Below are 15,070 nucleotides of genomic sequence, written 5' to 3'. Positions count from 1 at the left end.
TTTTATTGAATGGTGAATTCATGGAACTCAGCCAGCTCCGCATCTTCCAGGCCGTGGCCGAGGAGGGCTCCATTACCCGCGCCGCGTCCCGCCTGCACCGGGTGCCATCCAACCTCTCCACGCGCCTCAAGCAGCTGGAAGAGAACCTGGGGGTGGAGCTGTTCCTGCGTGAACGGCAGCGGCTGACCCTGTCGCCGGCGGGCAAGGTGCTGCTGGGATACGCCGAACGCATGTTCGCCCTGCAGGCGGAAGCCGAGGCGGCCTTGCGCGGCGGCGAGCCAGCGGGGGATTTCGTCATTGGTTCGATGTTCAGCACGGCCGCCATCCACTTGCCGCCCATGCTGGTGCGCTACCACCGCACTTGGCCGGCGGTGAACCTGCAAGTGCAGACCGCTCCCAGCGGTGAACTCCTGGATGGCCTGCTGGGCGGTCGCCTGGATGCTGCCCTGGTGGATGGCCCGGTGGAGTTCGCCGAGCTGGATGGGCTGCCGATGTTCGAAGAAGAGATGGTGCTGATCACCGAGGCCAGCCACGGTCCGGTGCGCTCGGCCGAGGATGTGGCAGGGCTGGAAGTCTATGCGTTTCGCCAGAGTTGCTCCTACCGCAGACGCCTGGAGGGCTGGTTCGTGGCTTCACGGGTGCCGATGTCGCCGCCGATGGAAATCGAGTCCTACCACAGCATGCTGGCCTGTGTAATCGCTGGCGGCGGCATTGCCCTGGTGCCACGTTCGATGTTGAACAGCCTGCCGGGCAGGGAAGAGGTGCGGGTGCATGAGTTGGGCGCGCCATTCGATCGCGCCACCACCTGGCTGATGTGGCGCAAGGGCATGCTTGGGGCCAACTTGCGCGCCTGGATCGACCTGCAGCAGGAGCGGCGCGATGGGTCATCGTCGCCGATTCCAGTGTAGGGTGCGCTGTGCGCACCGATGCATCTGCTCGCCGGCAATCTGGTGCGCGTAGCACCCCCTGCGTTGAGTTATGGATGGGTAGTCCACGAGCGAAGCGATATCCATCGGCATTTGCATTCGGGAGGCATGATCGTATGGAAGATGCTTGTAGGCGCCGTCCCTTGTACCGTTCAGCGGTTTGATTCAGATCAGTAGGAAATTTCCGGGTGAGCGTATTTTGGATCTTGCCCGGAGCAACTAAGCTCCAGACAAGGGTGGTCCAAGAAGCAAGGGCCACCCGACCAACTTCCGGGAAAGGGGGGCAAGCATGAAGAAGCGGCTAGATGCGTGGATGTGGCAGTTGGGTGTCGCGCTGGGCCTCATCGAGGCACCGCGCCTGCAACCCATTCCGGTCCGTAGTGAAGAGCAGCGCCGTCTCGCCGAGCAGCGCCGCCCGAAAGGGTAACCGGCTTACTCGTGTGCCTTGAGCCAGTTGTTCGCCAGCTGGCGCAGGCGCTCACCGGAAAAGCTGTGGAAATGACCGCCATGCACGGTGCGCACCGGAAGGTCGCGCAGCCGTGTAAGGCTTTTCGCGTAATCCTCAAGATTCGAGTGATAGGCGTTATCGATCAGCGGACCGTCGTAGACGATGTCGCCGCTGAACAGCGTTTGCGTCTTCGCTTCCCACAGGCTGATGCCGCCCGGTGAATGACCGGGGGTATGCAGCACCTCCAGGACCCTGTCACCCAGGTCCAGCACATCGCCCTCATCGATCAACCGCGTTGCCGGAGCCGCCTTCACACGGTACTCCGCGTAGCACAGCGGACAATCGGGGTGCGCCTCGAACATCTCATCACCGACGTAGTCCGCCGACAGGGTATTGGCCCCGGTGGGGGCGGCGAGGATGTCCGCCTCCGCCGGGTGCACCAGGCGCTCGGGGAACTCGTGGTGGCCGGCGATATGGTCGAAATGGGTGTGGCTGGCCACCGCCAGCAGCGGCCGCTGAGTGAGCCAGGGCAGCTGCTCGCGCAGGCTGACCAGACCGGAGCCGGAGTCGATCAGCACATCCTTGTCGCGGCCCTGGATATGCCAAAGGTTGCAGCGGTAGAACGGCCGCACGTAGGGCTCGCTGATCAGGCTGATGCCGTCGTAGCAGTGCTCGACTTCGAACCATTGGTCGCGGCGGACGATTTTCATGGGGTGCTCCGTGCATTGATTGCCTAGGGGCTGAACCTGTAGGGGCGAATGAATTCGCCCCTACAGGTTAGGTTCTCTCGGCCCCGAATAAAAAAAGCCCCGGTCGGCGGGGGCCGGACCGGGGCCGGAAATGCCGCCTCCGGGGAGAGGCGGCAGTGCAAGTCAGGCCAGTTCGCCGGCAGTTTCCGAGCGACGGGACAGCAGGCTGATCACAACGAAGCTCACCGCGCCTACAGCCAGGCTGTAGTAGATCGGAGTGTTGGCTTCGAGGCCGTCGGTGAACATGAAGATGCAGGCGGTGACGCTGCCCAGGATCATGCTGGCGATGGCGCCGGCGGTGCTGGCGCGCTTCCAGTAGATGGCGCCCAGCAGCGGAATCAGCATGCCGCCGACCAGCAGGTTGTAGGCCAGGGTCAGAGCGCTGATCACGTCGCTCACGACCAGGGCGATGCCCAGTACCACGACACCCAGCAGCAGGGTGAACAGGCGGTTCTTGTGCGCGTCGCCTTCGTCATCGGCCTTGCCACCCAGCAGCGGCCACAGGTCCTGGGCAGCGGTAGTGGAGGCGGCCAGCAGGCCGGCGCTGGCGGTGGACATCAGGGCGGCCAGGGCAGCGGCGACTACCAGGCCACGGATGCCGTCCGGCAGGGTGGTGTCGACGATGGTGGCGAAGGCGTTGTTGACGTTGTCCAGGTCAGGCAGCAGCACCTTGGCGGCCATGCCGATCAGGGCGCCGGCCAGGCCGTAGAGCACGCAGTACACGCCTGCGGCGGTACCCGCGACCTTGGCGACGTTCTCGCTGCGAGCGGTGAACACGCGCTGCCAGATGTCCTGGCCGATGAAAATGCCGAAGAAGTAGATCAGGAAGTAGGTGATGATGGTGTCCCAGCCGATGGCGGTCAGGGAGAAGTAGCTTTCCGGCAGCTTGGCCACCAGAGCATCCCAGCCACCCGCGTCGCTCATGGTCATCGGCAGCAGGATAAATACCAGGCCGATGGTCATGATCATGAACTGCACGATGTCGGTCAGGGTCAGGGACCACATACCGCCGATGGTGGAGTAGGCAACCACGATGCCGCCGCCGATCAGCACGGACACCCAGAACGGCAGGCCGAACAGGACTTGCATCACGGTGCCGATGGCGATGGTGGAAGTGGCGCCGATCATCAGCGCGTACACCAGCATGATGGCGGCGCTGGCATGGCGAGCGGTCGGGTTGTAGCGACGTTCCAGCACCTGGGTCACGGTGTAGATCTTCAGTTTCAGCAGCGGCTTGGCCAGGAACAGGCTGATGCCCATGATGCCGAAGCCGAGGCTGGCGCACAGCCAGAAACCGGAAATGCCATGGACGTAGCCCAGGCGAACGGTACCGATGGTGGCGGCGCCGCCGAGTACGGTGGCAGCCATGGTGCCGAGGTAGAAGCCCGGGCCAAGGTTGCGTCCGGCAACCAGGTAGTCTTCACGGGTCTTGGCGCGGCGCATGCCGTACCAGCCCAGTGCGAGCATGGCAGCTACGTATAGGAGTACTACGAAAATATCCAAAGCCATTACAGGTCTCTCTTTCTATTGTTGTTGCCGCGACTTTGAGGCCGCGACAGGTGTTGCAAGGCGCGCAACGCTTCACACTGCGCCTCTTGTATTCGTCTTAGTCCTTGTATTCCGGGCAGTCCCTTTCGAGCTTTCTCAGCCAGGCTTCCCAGACCAGCTGGCGTTGCCATTCGCAGGCCTGGAACTGTTCGCAGGCGTGCACGCTGAGCTCGTTCGGCATCTCGCGGATGCCGCGCAGTGACGAGGCGGCGACTTGTATTTCGCACGCCTTGTTCAGGTAGTACATGACGTAGAAGGCATCGGCGACACTGGCGCCGACGCTGAGCAGCCCGTGGTGGCGCAGCATCAGGGCGATGTTGTCGCCGAGGGAGTCCACCAGGCGCTCGCGCTCACCCAGGTCCAGGGCAATGCCTTCGTAGGTGTGGTAGCCGACCCGCTGATGGAACTCGGCGCTGATCTGGTTGAGCTGGGCCAGGCCGTTGTCCGAGGCGGCCACCGCCATACCCGCGAGGGTATGGGTGTGGATCACGCAGTGGGCATCGGCGCGGGCCATGTGCACCGCGCTGTGAATGGTGAAACCGGCGATGTTGTAGTCGGCGTTGCCTTCCAGCACGCGGCCGTGCATGTCCACGACTATCAGGTCGCTGGCGCGGATTTCCTCGAACATCAGCCCGAACGGGTTGATCAGGAAGCGCGGCTCCACGCCCGGCAAGCGCACCGAGAAGTGGGTGTAGAGGGTGTCATCCCAGTCGAACAGGGCGGCCAGCCGGTAGGCGGCCGCCAGGTCACGGCGAAGGATGGCTTCGTTTTGTGCGTTCATCAGTGACGGATCTGCGAGAGGAATGCGCGGGTTCGCGGATGCTGCGGGTTATCGAAGAACTCGTTCGGGGTGGCGGTTTCCACGATCTGGCCCGCGTCCATGAACACCACGCGGTCGGCCACCTTGCGGGCGAAGCCCATCTCATGGGTCACGCAGAGCATGGTCATGCCGTCCAGGGCCAGCTCGGTCATCACTTCGAGTACTTCGCCGACCATTTCCGGGTCCAGCGCCGAGGTGGGCTCGTCGAAGAGCATGACCTTGGGGTTCATGCACAGGGCACGGGCAATGGCCACCCGTTGCTGCTGGCCGCCGGACAGTTGGCCGGGCTTCTTGTGTGCCTGGGAGCCGATGTGCACCCGGTTCAGGTAACGCAGGGCGAGTTCCTCGGCCTGCTTGCGGCCCATGCCTCGCACCTTCATCGGGGCCAGGGTGCAGTTCTCCAGCACTGTCATGTGCGGGAACAGGTTGAAGTTCTGGAACACCATGCCGACTTCACGGCGCACGTGGTCGCTTCCGGATTTGGTGGAGATGTCCTGGTCCTCGACCGTGATGGTGCCGCTGTCATGGGGATTGAGGCGATTGATGCAGCGGATCAGGGTCGACTTGCCAGAGCCCGACGGGCCGCAGATGACGATCTTCTCGCCCTGGCGTACCGACAGGTTGATGCCCTGCAGCACCTGGAAATCGTCATAGTGCTTGCCGACGTTCTGCAGACGAATGATTTCGTTCATGGCGGGCTCCTCAGATACGGCGCATACGAGCCAGGGTGCGTTGCACCAGGCCGACGGATTTGCTGCTGGCACCACCCTGGGCATCCCAGGACAGGCGTCGTTCGAGGCCGCTTTGCATCCAGGTCAGGGTGTAGACCATGACGAGGTAGTAAACGAGGGCGACGGCGTAGTACTCGGAGAACTGGAAGGTGGTGGATACCGTCTGCGAGGTGACCGCCATCAGTTCCTGCAGGGAGATGACCGAGGCCAGCGAGGTGATCTTCAGCAGGGTGATGAATTCGTTAGCCGTTGGCGGCACGGCGATGCGCGCGGCCTGGGGCATGATGACGTAGCGGAAGGTGTGCCAGCGCGACAGGCCCAGGGCGTGGCCGGCGGCGTACTGCCCCTTGTCGACGGCCTTCAGTGCAGCGCGGTTGATTTCCACCTGGTAGGCGGCTTCGTTGAGGGACAGCGCGATCCAGGCGGCGATGAAGGGGGTGAACCACTCTTCACGGAACACCGGGAAGAATTGCGGCAGTGCGTTCCACACGAACAGCAGTTGCAGAAGGGTCGGCGCGCCACGGAAGACGCTGAGAACCCCGCGCAGGGTGCTGCGCCAGACGCTCGGCGGACCGTCCAGGGCCAGGGCGCAGGGAATGGAAATCAGGATGCCCACCGAATGGGACACCAGCGCCAGGATCAGGGTGATGCAGGCGCCGCGGAAGAAGTGCCAGGACGTCAGGGCGTCCCAGAAGACAGTCACATCGAAGTTCATGTACGTGTCCTGCGTGAATGGAAGCGTGCCTTCGCACCCTCTCCCGCATACGGGAGAGGGGCGGGCGGTTGGCCTTGCTTACTGCGCGGCGGTTTCCAGGTTGGCTGGATCGAGCTTCCATTTCTCGGCGATGGCCTTGAGGGTTCCATCGGCCTTCAGTGCAGACACGGCGTCCTGAACGGCCTGCTTGTCTTCCGGGTTGGGGCGCATGTAGGCGCCGAAGATGTCCTTCTCGGGGAATGCGTAGAGGGTCTTGAACTGGCCCGGGGTCTGCAGTTCGCGATACGCAAGCTCGGTGTCCTGGGACAGGCCGGCGGCGGCGCGGCCGACCAGGACTTGCTGGGCGACGTCACTGCCTTTCGGGTAGGTCTGCAGCACGGCCGGGGTCTTGCCGGCGGCCTTCAGGTCGGCGTTGAGCTTCTCCATGATGGTCACGTAGCGGGTGCCGGATTGAACGGCCACCACCTTGCCGGACAGGTCGTCCAGACTGTTCAGCTTGAGGTCACCCTTGCCACTGCCGAAGACGATGGTGGCACTGGCCAGGTAAGGCACGGCGTTCAGCTTCTGGACTCGCTCCGGAGTGATCAGCGTACCGCTGATGACCGCGTCGCAGCGCTTGGCATCCAGGCCCGGAAGCAGGCCGGTGAACTCGGTGACGATGAACCGCGGCTTGACGCCCCAGTGCTTGGCCAGCGCGCGGATCAAATCCGCGTCGAAACCGCTGGGCTCGCGGTCACCGGTCTTCTCGAAAAACTCCAGCGGCGGGAAGGTCGGGTCGGAACAGACCTGGAAGCTTCCCGAACTCACGAACGAAGGTTTGCCGTCAGCGGCCATCGCGCCACCGCTCAGGGTGGCGGCGAAGAGGCCCGCGAGGGCAAACAGTTTCAGCGGACGATTGGTCATCGTGTAACTCCTTCAAGGCGTTTTGCAGTGGTTGTTGTTGTTAGGCAGTCGCAAAAAAGATGGAGCTGTTTCTTCGTTGTTACGCGGCTTCAGGGGAAACCTGAGCGGATACTTGGGAAGTCTTGCCCGAGGGGACCCAACGCGGACCTTTGGGACCGTAGACGGCGGCCGGTTCCGGGAAGATCGCCAGCAGTACCAGGTACAGCAGGGCGGCCGTGCCCAGAGTGACCGGCAGGCTGATATCGATGCCACCGGCCAGCTCGCCAAGCGGGCCGACGAACTGGCCCGGGAGGTTCACAAAGCATAGGCCGACCACGGCGCTCGGGACCCAGGCGCCCATGCCGCGCCAGTTCCAGCCGTTGGTGAACCAGTAGCGGCCACCGGACTGGCCACGGGTGAAGACTTGCAGGTCGTCCGGGCAGTAGAAACCGCGGCGGATGATCAGGCCGAGGATCATGATCACCATCCAGGGGCTGGTGCAGGTGATGATCAGCACGGCGAAGGTGGACACGCTCTGCACCAGGTTGAAGGCGAAGCGGCCGACGAAAATGAAGCCGATGGACAGCACGCCGATCATCACGGTGGCCTGCACGCGGTTGAGCAGGCGCGGGAAGACCGAGGACATATCCAGGCCGGTGCCGTAGAGCGAGGTGGTGCCGGTGGACATGCCGCCGATCACCGCAATCAGGCACACCGGCAGGAAGAACCAGGCCGGGGAAACGGCCAGCAGGCCGCCGACGTAGTTGTTCTGGGCGATGTAGTCCGGGGCCTGCACGGCAACGATGGTCGCGGTGACCAGGCCGAACAGGAAGGGGATCAGGGTGGCGAACTGCGCGGCGACAACCGCCAGCATGATGCGCTGCTTCGAGGTTTCTCGCGGGATGTAGCGCGACCAGTCGCCCAGGAAGGCGCCGAACGAGACCGGGTTGCTCATGGCCAGCAGGGCGGCGCCGATGAAGGCGGCCCAGAAGCCTTCCTGGCCGAGGTTCACGGAACCGGCGTAGGCAGCGTCGAATGGACCGGCGAAGGCGAAGATGCCCAGCAGGAACATGACGCTGGCGGCCCACACGGCAACCTTGTTCACCAGCAGCATGAAACGGAAACCGTAGATGCACACCACCAGCACCAGCACGGCGAACAAGCCATAGGCCAGGCCGAGGGTCAGGTCGGTTTCCGGAAGGTCGAACAGGCGCTTGGCGCCGCCCACCAGGGCGTCACCGGAGCTCCAGACCGACAGCGAGAAGAATGCGATGGCGGTGAGCAGGGAGAGGAAGGAACCAACGATACGACCATGCACGCCGAAGTGAGCGCCCGAGGACACCGCGTTGTTGGTGCCGTTCAGCGCGCCGAATACGCCCATGGGAGCGAGGATCAGCGAACCTACCAGCACGCCCAGCAGGATGGCCCAGAAGCCGGCCTCGAAAGACAGGCCGAAGAGCACCGGGAAGCTGCCGAGCACAGCGGTGGCGAAGGTGTTCGCGCCGCCGAAGATGAGGCGGAACAGGTCCAGGGGGCCGGCATCCCGTTCATGATCGGGAATCTGCTCGACACCATGTGTTTCTATTCGGGTGACTGCGTGATCGTTTTTGTTGTTATGCATTTCTTACTCTCCCAGGGAACCTCGTCAGGTCGGGGGCAGATGCTCCGGCATAGCCGACAAGTGCTCGTGACAGGCCAACCAGCGGCCGCTTTCTTGTTGCCGACGGAAAACGATGGTTTCCCGCTCGCGGCTTTCTATTTCTTCACCCTGGATGCGCAGGCGTGTGGCGACGTCGTGGTAGAAAATCGCCACGTCGCCCTGCAGGCTCACCACGGGGTTGATGGATTCGCACGCCAGCACCTCGAAATCTTCGCGCTGCCAGCTTTCCCACAGCTCGCGATAGGCGGCGCGGGTCGGCAGCGGCTTGTCGCAGGTGTGGAAGACGAAGCTGGCGTCTTCGCTGAAGGCGGCGAAGTAGGCTTCGGTATCGTTCGCGGCGAAGGCGGCCACCAGCATGCTGGCGGCCTCCAGGACGTGTTGCTTTTCGCTCATGGCCGGACTCAACGACGCTCTACGCCCGGCAGGATGCAGAGCATTTCGTAGAGCAGGTTGGCGCCCAGCAGCGAGGTATTGCCGGTGGTGTCGTAAGGCGGGGAGACCTCGACTAGGTCGCAGCCGATGACGTCCAGGCCCTGGCAGCCACGGATGATTTCCATCGCCTGGATGGTGGTCAGGCCACCGATTTCCGGGGTGCCGGTACCGGGCGCCCAGGCTGGGTCGATGCCGTCGATGTCGAAGGAGAGGTAAACCGGGCCGCCGCCAACTTTCTCGCGGACTTCAGCCATCAGCGGAGCCAGCGACTGGTGCCAGCACTCTTCGGCCTGCACCACGCGGAAGCCCTGCTTGCGGCTCCAGTTGAAGTCTTCGGCGGTGTAACCCTGGGCACGCAGGCCGATCTGCACAACACGATCGCAATCCAGCAGGCCTTCTTCCACGGCACGGCGGAAGGTGGTGCCATGGGCGATCTTCTCGCCGAACATGTGGTCGTTGACGTCGGCGTGGGCGTCGATGTGTACCAGGCCCACCTTGCCGTGCACCTTGTTGATGGCACGCAGGATCGGCAGGGTGATGGTGTGGTCGCCGCCCAGGGTCAGCGGAACTATGCCGTGGCCGAGGATGCGGTCATATTCCTGCTCGATGATGCGCACGGCTTCGAGCAGGTTGAAGGTGTTGATGGCCACGTCGCCGATGTCGGCCACGTTGAGCGAATCGAAGGGGGCAGCGCCGGTCGCCATGTTGTACGGGCGGATCATCACCGATTCGGCGCGGATTTCACGCGGACCGAAACGGGTACCGGAACGCAGGGAAGTACCGATGTCCAGCGGAACGCCGACGAAAGCGGCATCCAGGGCATTGAGTTCTTCAGAGGATTGGATGTGCGGCAGGCGCATCATGGTGGCGATACCGCCGAAACGGGGCATCTCATTGCCGCCCAGGGGCTGATGGAGTTTTTTGTCCACGGGGTGGCCTCACGGTTGTTGTGGTTGTAGGTAGTGGGCGGATTCTGGTGACAGTGCCATCAGGGAAAAATCGCTGGCGGCAAATAATTACTTCAAGGATTTCTAAACTATCGGGAGCGGGTAAGATGGCCGCTTGCCGACAGGGGCGTGGTTCCTTGTAGGGGCGAATTCATTCGCCAAGGGCTGCGCAGCTGCCCCGATCGGCTCCAGGGAAGGGGCAGGACTGCGTCCTGCTTGGCGAATGAATTCGCCCCTACATCGTTCGTTTGCACCTGGAACCGAGAGTGCCCCCCATGTCCACCGCCATGCCCGACCTGAAACTCCTGCGCATCTTCGCCAGCGTGGTGCGTAACCAGGGCTTCGCCGCCGCGCAGCAGGAGCTGAACCTCTCGACTTCGGCCATCAGCACCTACATGAGCCAGTTGGAAGGGCAGGTGGGCCTGACCCTCTGCCATCGCGGGCGCGGTGGGTTCAGCCTGACCAGCAAAGGCGAGCTGTACTATCAGGAAACCCTGCGTCTGTTGGGAGAACTGGAAAGCTTCGAGCGCTATTCCGCGTCCCTCAAGGGCGAGCTGCGCGGCACGCTGAACCTCGGGGTACTCGACTCCACAGTGAGCGATCCGGCATTGCCACTGGCCGAAGTGATCGGCGCCTACAGCCAGGAACACGCGGCGGTGCACTTGCACCTCTCGGTGATGAGCCCCTATGACCTGCAACTCGGCGTGCTGGATAACCGCCTGGACCTGGCCATCGGCGCCTTCTCCACGCGAATGAACGGCCTGGTCTACCAGCCGCTCTATCGCGAACAGCACTGGCTCTACTGCAGTGAACGCCACCCGCTGTACAACGAGCGGCGCATTCCCGCTGAGCTCATCACCCAGCAGCGTATGGTCGGGCGCGGCTACTGGAGCCAGGCGGAACTGGCGCGCCATGGTTTCAAGCACAGTGCGGCGACCGTGGAGTCGATGGAGGCGCAATTGATCCTGGTGCTTTCCGGCGCCTACATCGGTTACCTGCCGGAGCACTACGCGCAACCCTGGGTCGAACAGAAGAGTCTGCGAGCACTGCTGCCGGCGACCTTCGGCTACCAGGCGCCGTTCTCCATGATCCTGCGCCGGGGGCGGGCCAAGGAGCCGCTGATCCTCACCTTCCGCGACCTGCTGCGGGCGCAGTTGAACCTGCGTTGAGTTTCACGGATTTATTGCGACGCGCATCACATTGTCGTGGGGGTGACCTCACAGTTCTTGTGGGTTTTCGTGTTCGCCGTGCTAGACCTCTTTTACCGGGACGAGTGGCAAAGCGCCCATTCACAAGGAGATGTCAGCCATGCGTCAGAATCTGCCCGTGAGCCAGCGGGAGCGTACGTTCAGCGCCGATGAAAGGCTGATATCCACCACGGACCTCAACAGCAAGATCACCTACTGCAACGATGCCTTCGTCGCCATCAGCGGTTTCACCCGCGAAGAACTGATCGGCCAGCCTCACAACATCGTTCGCCACCCAGACATGCCGCCGCCGGTGTTTGCCCATATGTGGGAGACCCTCAAGCAGGGCAAGCCCTGGATGGGGCTGGTGAAGAACCGTTCGAAAAACGGCGACTTCTACTGGGTCAGCGCCTACGTCACACCTGTCTACGAAGAGGGCCGGATGATCGGTTTCGAGTCCGTTCGCTCGGTGCCCAGCCGCGAGCAGATCGCTCGGGCCGATGCGCTCTATGCCCGTTTGCGGGCTGGCAAGTCGCCGGTGCCGCAACTGGAATACTGGAGCTACGACTTCATGCGCTCCTGGCCGGTGATACTGGCCACCCTGGTGCTCTTGGGCGGCAACCTGTCGCTGCAGGGTTGGCCGTCGCTGCTGTTGACCCTGGTGACAATGCTCGTGCTCGGCTCCTTCCAGTTGTATCGCTATCGGCAGACCATCCGCCGCACGTTGGCCGGGCATCCCAAGGCCTTCACCAGCGGCCTGGTGGCCCTGACCTACACCGATAGCCGGGGTGCCCAGGCATTGCTGGACATGGCCATGATCAGTGAAGAGGCGCGCCTGCAGACGGCCCTGACGCGCCTTGAAGATGCCGGCGAGAGCGTCAAGCAGCGAGCTGCCGAGGCCGCGCGCCTGTCCCGCTCGGAAGCCGAGTTGCTGGAGCAGCAGCGTAGTGAGACGGATCAGTCGGCCACGGCCATCAACGAGATGGCAGCGACTATCCAGGAGGTTTCCCACAACGTCAGTCACACCGCCCACGCCGCCGAGGAAGCCGAGCGGCTGGCCCGTCAGGGCAACGACCTTGCCGGCGAAAGCCTGGATGCCATGCGCCACATGGCCGAAGCGGTGAGTGAGATCGGCCGTGCAGTGCATGATCTGGCCGAGTCCACCCAGTCCATCGGCAGTGTGGCAGACGTGATTACCGCCATTGCCGAACAGACCAACCTGCTGGCGCTCAATGCCGCCATCGAGGCGGCGCGGGCGGGTGAGCAGGGCAGGGGGTTCGCCGTGGTGGCGGACGAGGTACGTACCCTGGCCTCACGCACCCGCCAGTCCACCGAGCAGATCCACGAGATCATCGCGTCACTGCGTGCCGGTGCCGATCGTGCGGTCGCCACCGCCAGTCGTGGTGAGGTCATCTCCCGCGACAGCGTGAACAGCGTGCAGGCTGTGCGCGAAGCCCTGGAAGGCATCAGCCAGGCGGTGACCCGAATCACCGGAATGAGCCAGCAGATGGCCGCCGCTTCCGAGCAGCAGAGCCATGTGGCCGAGGACATCAGTCGGCAGATCACCCGCATCGCGCAGCTCTCCGACCACAGCGCGGGACAGGCCCAGGAAGGCGCCGCCATCAGTCAGGATCTGGAGCGCATGGCTGACTACCTGCACAGCCTGGCGGAGCGGTTCAATCGGTAGGCCGGTGCAGGTGGGTTCCTTGTAGGGGCGAATTCATTCGCCAAGGGATGCACAGCATCCTCTGCAATTCCGCAGGCCGGCCCTGCGGTCCGGTCGGCAATTGATATGGCCCTTACAGCATGTCGTCCGGATGCCCTGTGGCAGAATGCTCCTCTCAGGAGATCCTTCATGCCCCGCCCGCACTGCCCCCGCTGCCAGCGCCCCGAAACCCATTGCCTGTGCCCGCTGATTCCGCATCTGCCCAGCCGCACCCGGGTGCTGTTGTTGCAGCACCCGAGCGAGGTGAACCATGCCCTGAACACCGCGCGCCTGGCGGCCCTTGGATTGGCGAATGCGGAGCTGCGCGTGGGCGAGCGATTCATTGATCTGGCCGAGACACTCGCCGATACCCGGTACCGCGCCTGCCTGCTGTTCCCCGGCGATGATGCCCGCCCTGTGGCCGAAGTGGCCGACGACGATCCGCGTCCGCTGCTCCTCGTGGTGCCCGACGGAACCTGGCGCAAGGCGCGCAAATTGCTCTACCTCAACCCCGAACTCGAAGCGCTGCCGCGTGTGACGTTGCCGGCCGGGCTGACCTCCCGCTACCGCTTGCGCAAGGCACCGATGGCCGGGGCGCTGTCCACGATCGAAGCCATCGTTGCCGCCCTCGACATCCTCGAAGCGCCGGCGCGTTACGACAACCTGCTGCGACCGTTCGATGCGCTGATCCAGGGGCAGATCGAGGCGATGGGGGAAGAGACCTTCAGGAAGAATCACGGCTCATGACGAGCGCCGATCCCGGTCATTGGCACGGCCTGCTTCATGTAGGAGCGAATTTATTCGCGAAGGGCCGCGCAGCGGTCCGTGGTTCCGCATCGCGAATGAATTGGCTACCACAGGAAATTCGTACGGTGGATGACGCTCTTTTCATCCACCAGCGGTGTTCAGCTCAGCGTCGAATGGTGGAAATGAAAAGCGACTTCCACGCTACAGTTCGTTCACGGCCTAGCGCTCGCGCATCGCTTCCTGACGGGCTTTCAGCACCGGCTTGAGCAGGTAGTCCAGCACGCTCTTCTGGCCGGTGATGATGTCCACCGTGGCGACCATGCCAGGGATGATCAGCAGCGGGTGATCGTCCTTGCCCAGATGATTCTTCTCTGTGCGCACCTGGATCAGGTAGAAGCTCTTGCCTTCCTCATCCTGGATGGTGTCGGCGCTGATCAGCTCCAGCCCAGCCTTGAGGCCGCCGTAGATGGTGTAGTCGTAGGCGGTGAACTTGACCATGGCTTTCTGGCCAGGGTGCAGGAAGGCCACGTCTTGCGGGCGGATGCGCGCCTCGATCAGCAGGCTGTCCTCCAGCGGCACCACTTCCACCAGATCGCTGCCGGGCTGGACCACGCCGCCGATGGTGTTGACCTTTAACTGCTTGATCACGCCATGCACCGGCGATACCACGGTGGTGCGACTGACGCGGTCGTCGATGGCTTTGCTGTTGGACGTGATCTTCGACAGTTCGGTGCGGGCTTCGTTGAGTTCCTTGAAGGCGTCGGAACGGAAGGACAGCCGGCTTTCTTCCATCTTCCGCTCGATCTCCGACACGGCCGATTCGGCGCGGGGAATGGCCAGGTTGGTGGCTTCCAGTTCGCCACGGGTTTCCACGGCGCTGCGCTGCAGGCGAAGGATTTCCACCTGGGAGATGGCACCGGCCTTCACCAGCGGCTGGGACATGTTCAGCTCCTGCTGAATCAGCCCGAGGCTGGAGCGGTATTGCTGGCTCTTGGAACGGAATTCGGCCAGTTCCTGTTTCTTCTGCCTGAGTTGTTCGCTGAGGATGCGCTGTTCGCTTTCCAGGCGATCGGTGCGTGCCCGGTAGAGGGACGTCTCGTCCTCGGCCAGTTGCGGTGCGTCGCGGGTAATCTCTTCGGGTAGTGCCATCTCACGACTTTCGGCCTCCGCTGAGAGACGTTCCACCTTGGCCATTAGCGCAAGGCGGTCCGCTTCGCTCTCACCCTTGTTGGACCTGAAGCGGGTGTCGTCCAGACGCAGCAACACGGTGCCCTTGTCCACTACCTGGCCTTCGCGCACGAGAATCTCGGAGACGATGCCGCCCTCGAGGTTCTGGATGATCTGGACCTTGCTGGAGGGGATGGCCTTGCCTTCGCCCGTGGTGACTTCATCGAGCACGGCGAAATAGGCCCAGACCAGCGCCACCAGCAGCAGGGTGCAGGCCACCCAGACGGTGACGCGGGTCGCCCGCGGCGAATCCTCCGCCATGGCGCCGGCCACTTCCGGCATGAACTCGGCGTCGCTGCGATCGCGGCGGCCGAAGTAGCGGTTGGGTGATTCTGCGCTGGCCATG

Annotated in this window: 15 protein-coding genes and 1 pseudogene; 6 read left to right on the top strand and 10 right to left on the bottom strand. The window is 63.4% G+C overall.

Annotated features, from left to right (window positions below):
* The first annotated feature begins 20 nt into the window (after positions 1–20).
* Positions 21–908, top strand: a complete 888-nt coding sequence (locus tag D6Z43_RS10635) for a LysR family transcriptional regulator (RefSeq protein WP_120651901.1) — start codon at positions 21–23, stop codon at positions 906–908.
* A 307-nt stretch (positions 909–1,215) separates the two neighbouring features.
* Positions 1,216–1,353 carry a PA1414 family protein gene (locus D6Z43_RS27890; protein WP_162945833.1) on the top strand — a complete coding sequence of 46 codons (138 nt, stop codon included), beginning with the start codon at positions 1,216–1,218 and terminating at the stop codon, positions 1,351–1,353.
* Positions 1,354–1,358: 5 nt separating this feature from the next.
* Here D6Z43_RS27890 and D6Z43_RS10630 read toward each other — a convergent pair whose 3' ends face one another.
* From D6Z43_RS10630 to speB, 9 genes are all read right to left on the bottom strand, one after another.
* Positions 1,359–2,084, bottom strand: a complete 726-nt coding sequence (locus D6Z43_RS10630) for an MBL fold metallo-hydrolase (protein ID WP_120651900.1) — start codon at positions 2,082–2,084, stop codon at positions 1,359–1,361.
* 162 nt (positions 2,085–2,246) lie between these two features.
* Entirely contained in the window at positions 2,247–3,632 is a 1,386-nt protein-coding gene (locus tag D6Z43_RS10625) for a sodium:solute symporter (protein ID WP_120651899.1), read from the bottom strand.
* Positions 3,633–3,729: 97 nt separating this feature from the next.
* Entirely contained in the window at positions 3,730–4,452 is a 723-nt protein-coding gene (locus tag D6Z43_RS10620) for a class II aldolase/adducin family protein (RefSeq protein WP_120651898.1), read from the bottom strand.
* The gene (locus D6Z43_RS10615) at positions 4,452–5,183 is read right to left on the bottom strand and encodes an amino acid ABC transporter ATP-binding protein (RefSeq protein ID WP_120651897.1); all 732 of its coding nucleotides are present in this window, start codon (positions 5,181–5,183) and stop codon (positions 4,452–4,454) included. The genes D6Z43_RS10620 and D6Z43_RS10615 overlap by 1 nt, the downstream gene beginning before the upstream one ends.
* Positions 5,184–5,193: 10 nt before the next feature.
* On the bottom strand, positions 5,194–5,937 hold the full coding sequence (locus D6Z43_RS10610) for an amino acid ABC transporter permease (RefSeq protein WP_120651896.1): 744 nt from the start codon (positions 5,935–5,937) through the stop codon (positions 5,194–5,196).
* Positions 5,938–6,015: 78 nt separating this feature from the next.
* Entirely contained in the window at positions 6,016–6,840 is an 825-nt protein-coding gene (locus D6Z43_RS10605) for a transporter substrate-binding domain-containing protein (RefSeq protein WP_120651895.1), read from the bottom strand.
* 79 nt (positions 6,841–6,919) lie between these two features.
* Positions 6,920–8,440, bottom strand: a complete 1,521-nt coding sequence (locus D6Z43_RS10600; protein WP_120651894.1) for a cytosine permease — start codon at positions 8,438–8,440, stop codon at positions 6,920–6,922.
* A 24-nt stretch (positions 8,441–8,464) separates the two neighbouring features.
* Positions 8,465–8,872, bottom strand: a complete 408-nt coding sequence (locus D6Z43_RS10595; protein ID WP_120651893.1) for a nuclear transport factor 2 family protein — start codon at positions 8,870–8,872, stop codon at positions 8,465–8,467.
* A gap of 8 nt (positions 8,873–8,880) precedes the next feature.
* Positions 8,881–9,840 carry an agmatinase gene (gene speB, locus D6Z43_RS10590; protein WP_120651892.1) on the bottom strand — a complete coding sequence of 320 codons (960 nt, stop codon included), beginning with the start codon at positions 9,838–9,840 and terminating at the stop codon, positions 8,881–8,883.
* 293 nt (positions 9,841–10,133) lie between these two features.
* Between speB and D6Z43_RS10585 the strand changes: the two genes are divergently transcribed.
* The 4 genes and pseudogenes from D6Z43_RS10585 (at position 10,134) to D6Z43_RS10575 (ending at position 13,497) form a co-directional block, all read left to right on the top strand.
* Complete coding sequence (locus D6Z43_RS10585; protein WP_120651891.1) at positions 10,134–11,027, top strand: LysR family transcriptional regulator; 894 nt, start codon at positions 10,134–10,136, stop codon at positions 11,025–11,027.
* Positions 11,028–11,157: 130 nt separating this feature from the next.
* Positions 11,158–11,478: pseudogene (locus D6Z43_RS28770) on the top strand (PAS domain-containing protein); the annotation flags it as partial.
* 234 nt (positions 11,479–11,712) lie between these two features.
* On the top strand, positions 11,713–12,732 hold the full coding sequence (locus D6Z43_RS10580; RefSeq protein ID WP_371924415.1) for a methyl-accepting chemotaxis protein: 1,020 nt from the start codon (positions 11,713–11,715) through the stop codon (positions 12,730–12,732).
* Positions 12,733–12,900: 168 nt separating this feature from the next.
* The gene (locus tag D6Z43_RS10575; RefSeq protein ID WP_120651889.1) at positions 12,901–13,497 is read left to right on the top strand and encodes a tRNA-uridine aminocarboxypropyltransferase; all 597 of its coding nucleotides are present in this window, start codon (positions 12,901–12,903) and stop codon (positions 13,495–13,497) included.
* 219 nt (positions 13,498–13,716) lie between these two features.
* On the opposite strand, the gene D6Z43_RS10570 is transcribed toward D6Z43_RS10575, so the two are convergent.
* Positions 13,717–15,069, bottom strand: a complete 1,353-nt coding sequence (locus tag D6Z43_RS10570; RefSeq protein WP_120651888.1) for an HlyD family type I secretion periplasmic adaptor subunit — start codon at positions 15,067–15,069, stop codon at positions 13,717–13,719.
* Position 15,070: the final 1 nt, after the last annotated feature.

The sequence above is a fragment of the Pseudomonas sp. DY-1 genome (genome assembly GCF_003626975.1).
Lineage (GTDB): Bacteria > Pseudomonadota > Gammaproteobacteria > Pseudomonadales > Pseudomonadaceae > Metapseudomonas.
The sequence above is the reverse complement of the archived record's forward strand: the minus strand, read 5'-3'. Positions and strand labels throughout refer to the sequence as shown.

What these genes read in the sequence shown, in the direction of transcription:
- D6Z43_RS10635 (WP_120651901.1), top strand. Translation starts at nt 21, where the DNA reads ATGGAACTCAGCCAGCTCCGCATCTTCCAGGCCGTGGCCGAGGAGGGC.
- D6Z43_RS27890 (WP_162945833.1), top strand. Translation starts at nt 1,216, where the DNA reads ATGAAGAAGCGGCTAGATGCGTGGATGTGGCAGTTGGGTGTCGCGCTG.
- D6Z43_RS10630 (WP_120651900.1), bottom strand. Translation starts at nt 2,084, where the DNA reads ATGAAAATCGTCCGCCGCGACCAATGGTTCGAAGTCGAGCACTGCTAC.
- D6Z43_RS10625 (WP_120651899.1), bottom strand. Translation starts at nt 3,632, where the DNA reads ATGGCTTTGGATATTTTCGTAGTACTCCTATACGTAGCTGCCATGCTC.
- D6Z43_RS10620 (WP_120651898.1), bottom strand. Translation starts at nt 4,452, where the DNA reads ATGAACGCACAAAACGAAGCCATCCTTCGCCGTGACCTGGCGGCCGCC.
- D6Z43_RS10615 (WP_120651897.1), bottom strand. Translation starts at nt 5,183, where the DNA reads ATGAACGAAATCATTCGTCTGCAGAACGTCGGCAAGCACTATGACGAT.
- D6Z43_RS10610 (WP_120651896.1), bottom strand. Translation starts at nt 5,937, where the DNA reads ATGAACTTCGATGTGACTGTCTTCTGGGACGCCCTGACGTCCTGGCAC.
- D6Z43_RS10605 (WP_120651895.1), bottom strand. Translation starts at nt 6,840, where the DNA reads ATGACCAATCGTCCGCTGAAACTGTTTGCCCTCGCGGGCCTCTTCGCC.
- D6Z43_RS10600 (WP_120651894.1), bottom strand. Translation starts at nt 8,440, where the DNA reads ATGCATAACAACAAAAACGATCACGCAGTCACCCGAATAGAAACACAT.
- D6Z43_RS10595 (WP_120651893.1), bottom strand. Translation starts at nt 8,872, where the DNA reads ATGAGCGAAAAGCAACACGTCCTGGAGGCCGCCAGCATGCTGGTGGCC.
- D6Z43_RS10585 (WP_120651891.1), top strand. Translation starts at nt 10,134, where the DNA reads ATGTCCACCGCCATGCCCGACCTGAAACTCCTGCGCATCTTCGCCAGC.
- D6Z43_RS10580 (WP_371924415.1), top strand. Translation starts at nt 11,713, where the DNA reads ATGCTCGTGCTCGGCTCCTTCCAGTTGTATCGCTATCGGCAGACCATC.
- D6Z43_RS10575 (WP_120651889.1), top strand. Translation starts at nt 12,901, where the DNA reads ATGCCCCGCCCGCACTGCCCCCGCTGCCAGCGCCCCGAAACCCATTGC.
- D6Z43_RS10570 (WP_120651888.1), bottom strand. Translation starts at nt 15,069, where the DNA reads ATGGCCAGCGCAGAATCACCCAACCGCTACTTCGGCCGCCGCGATCGC.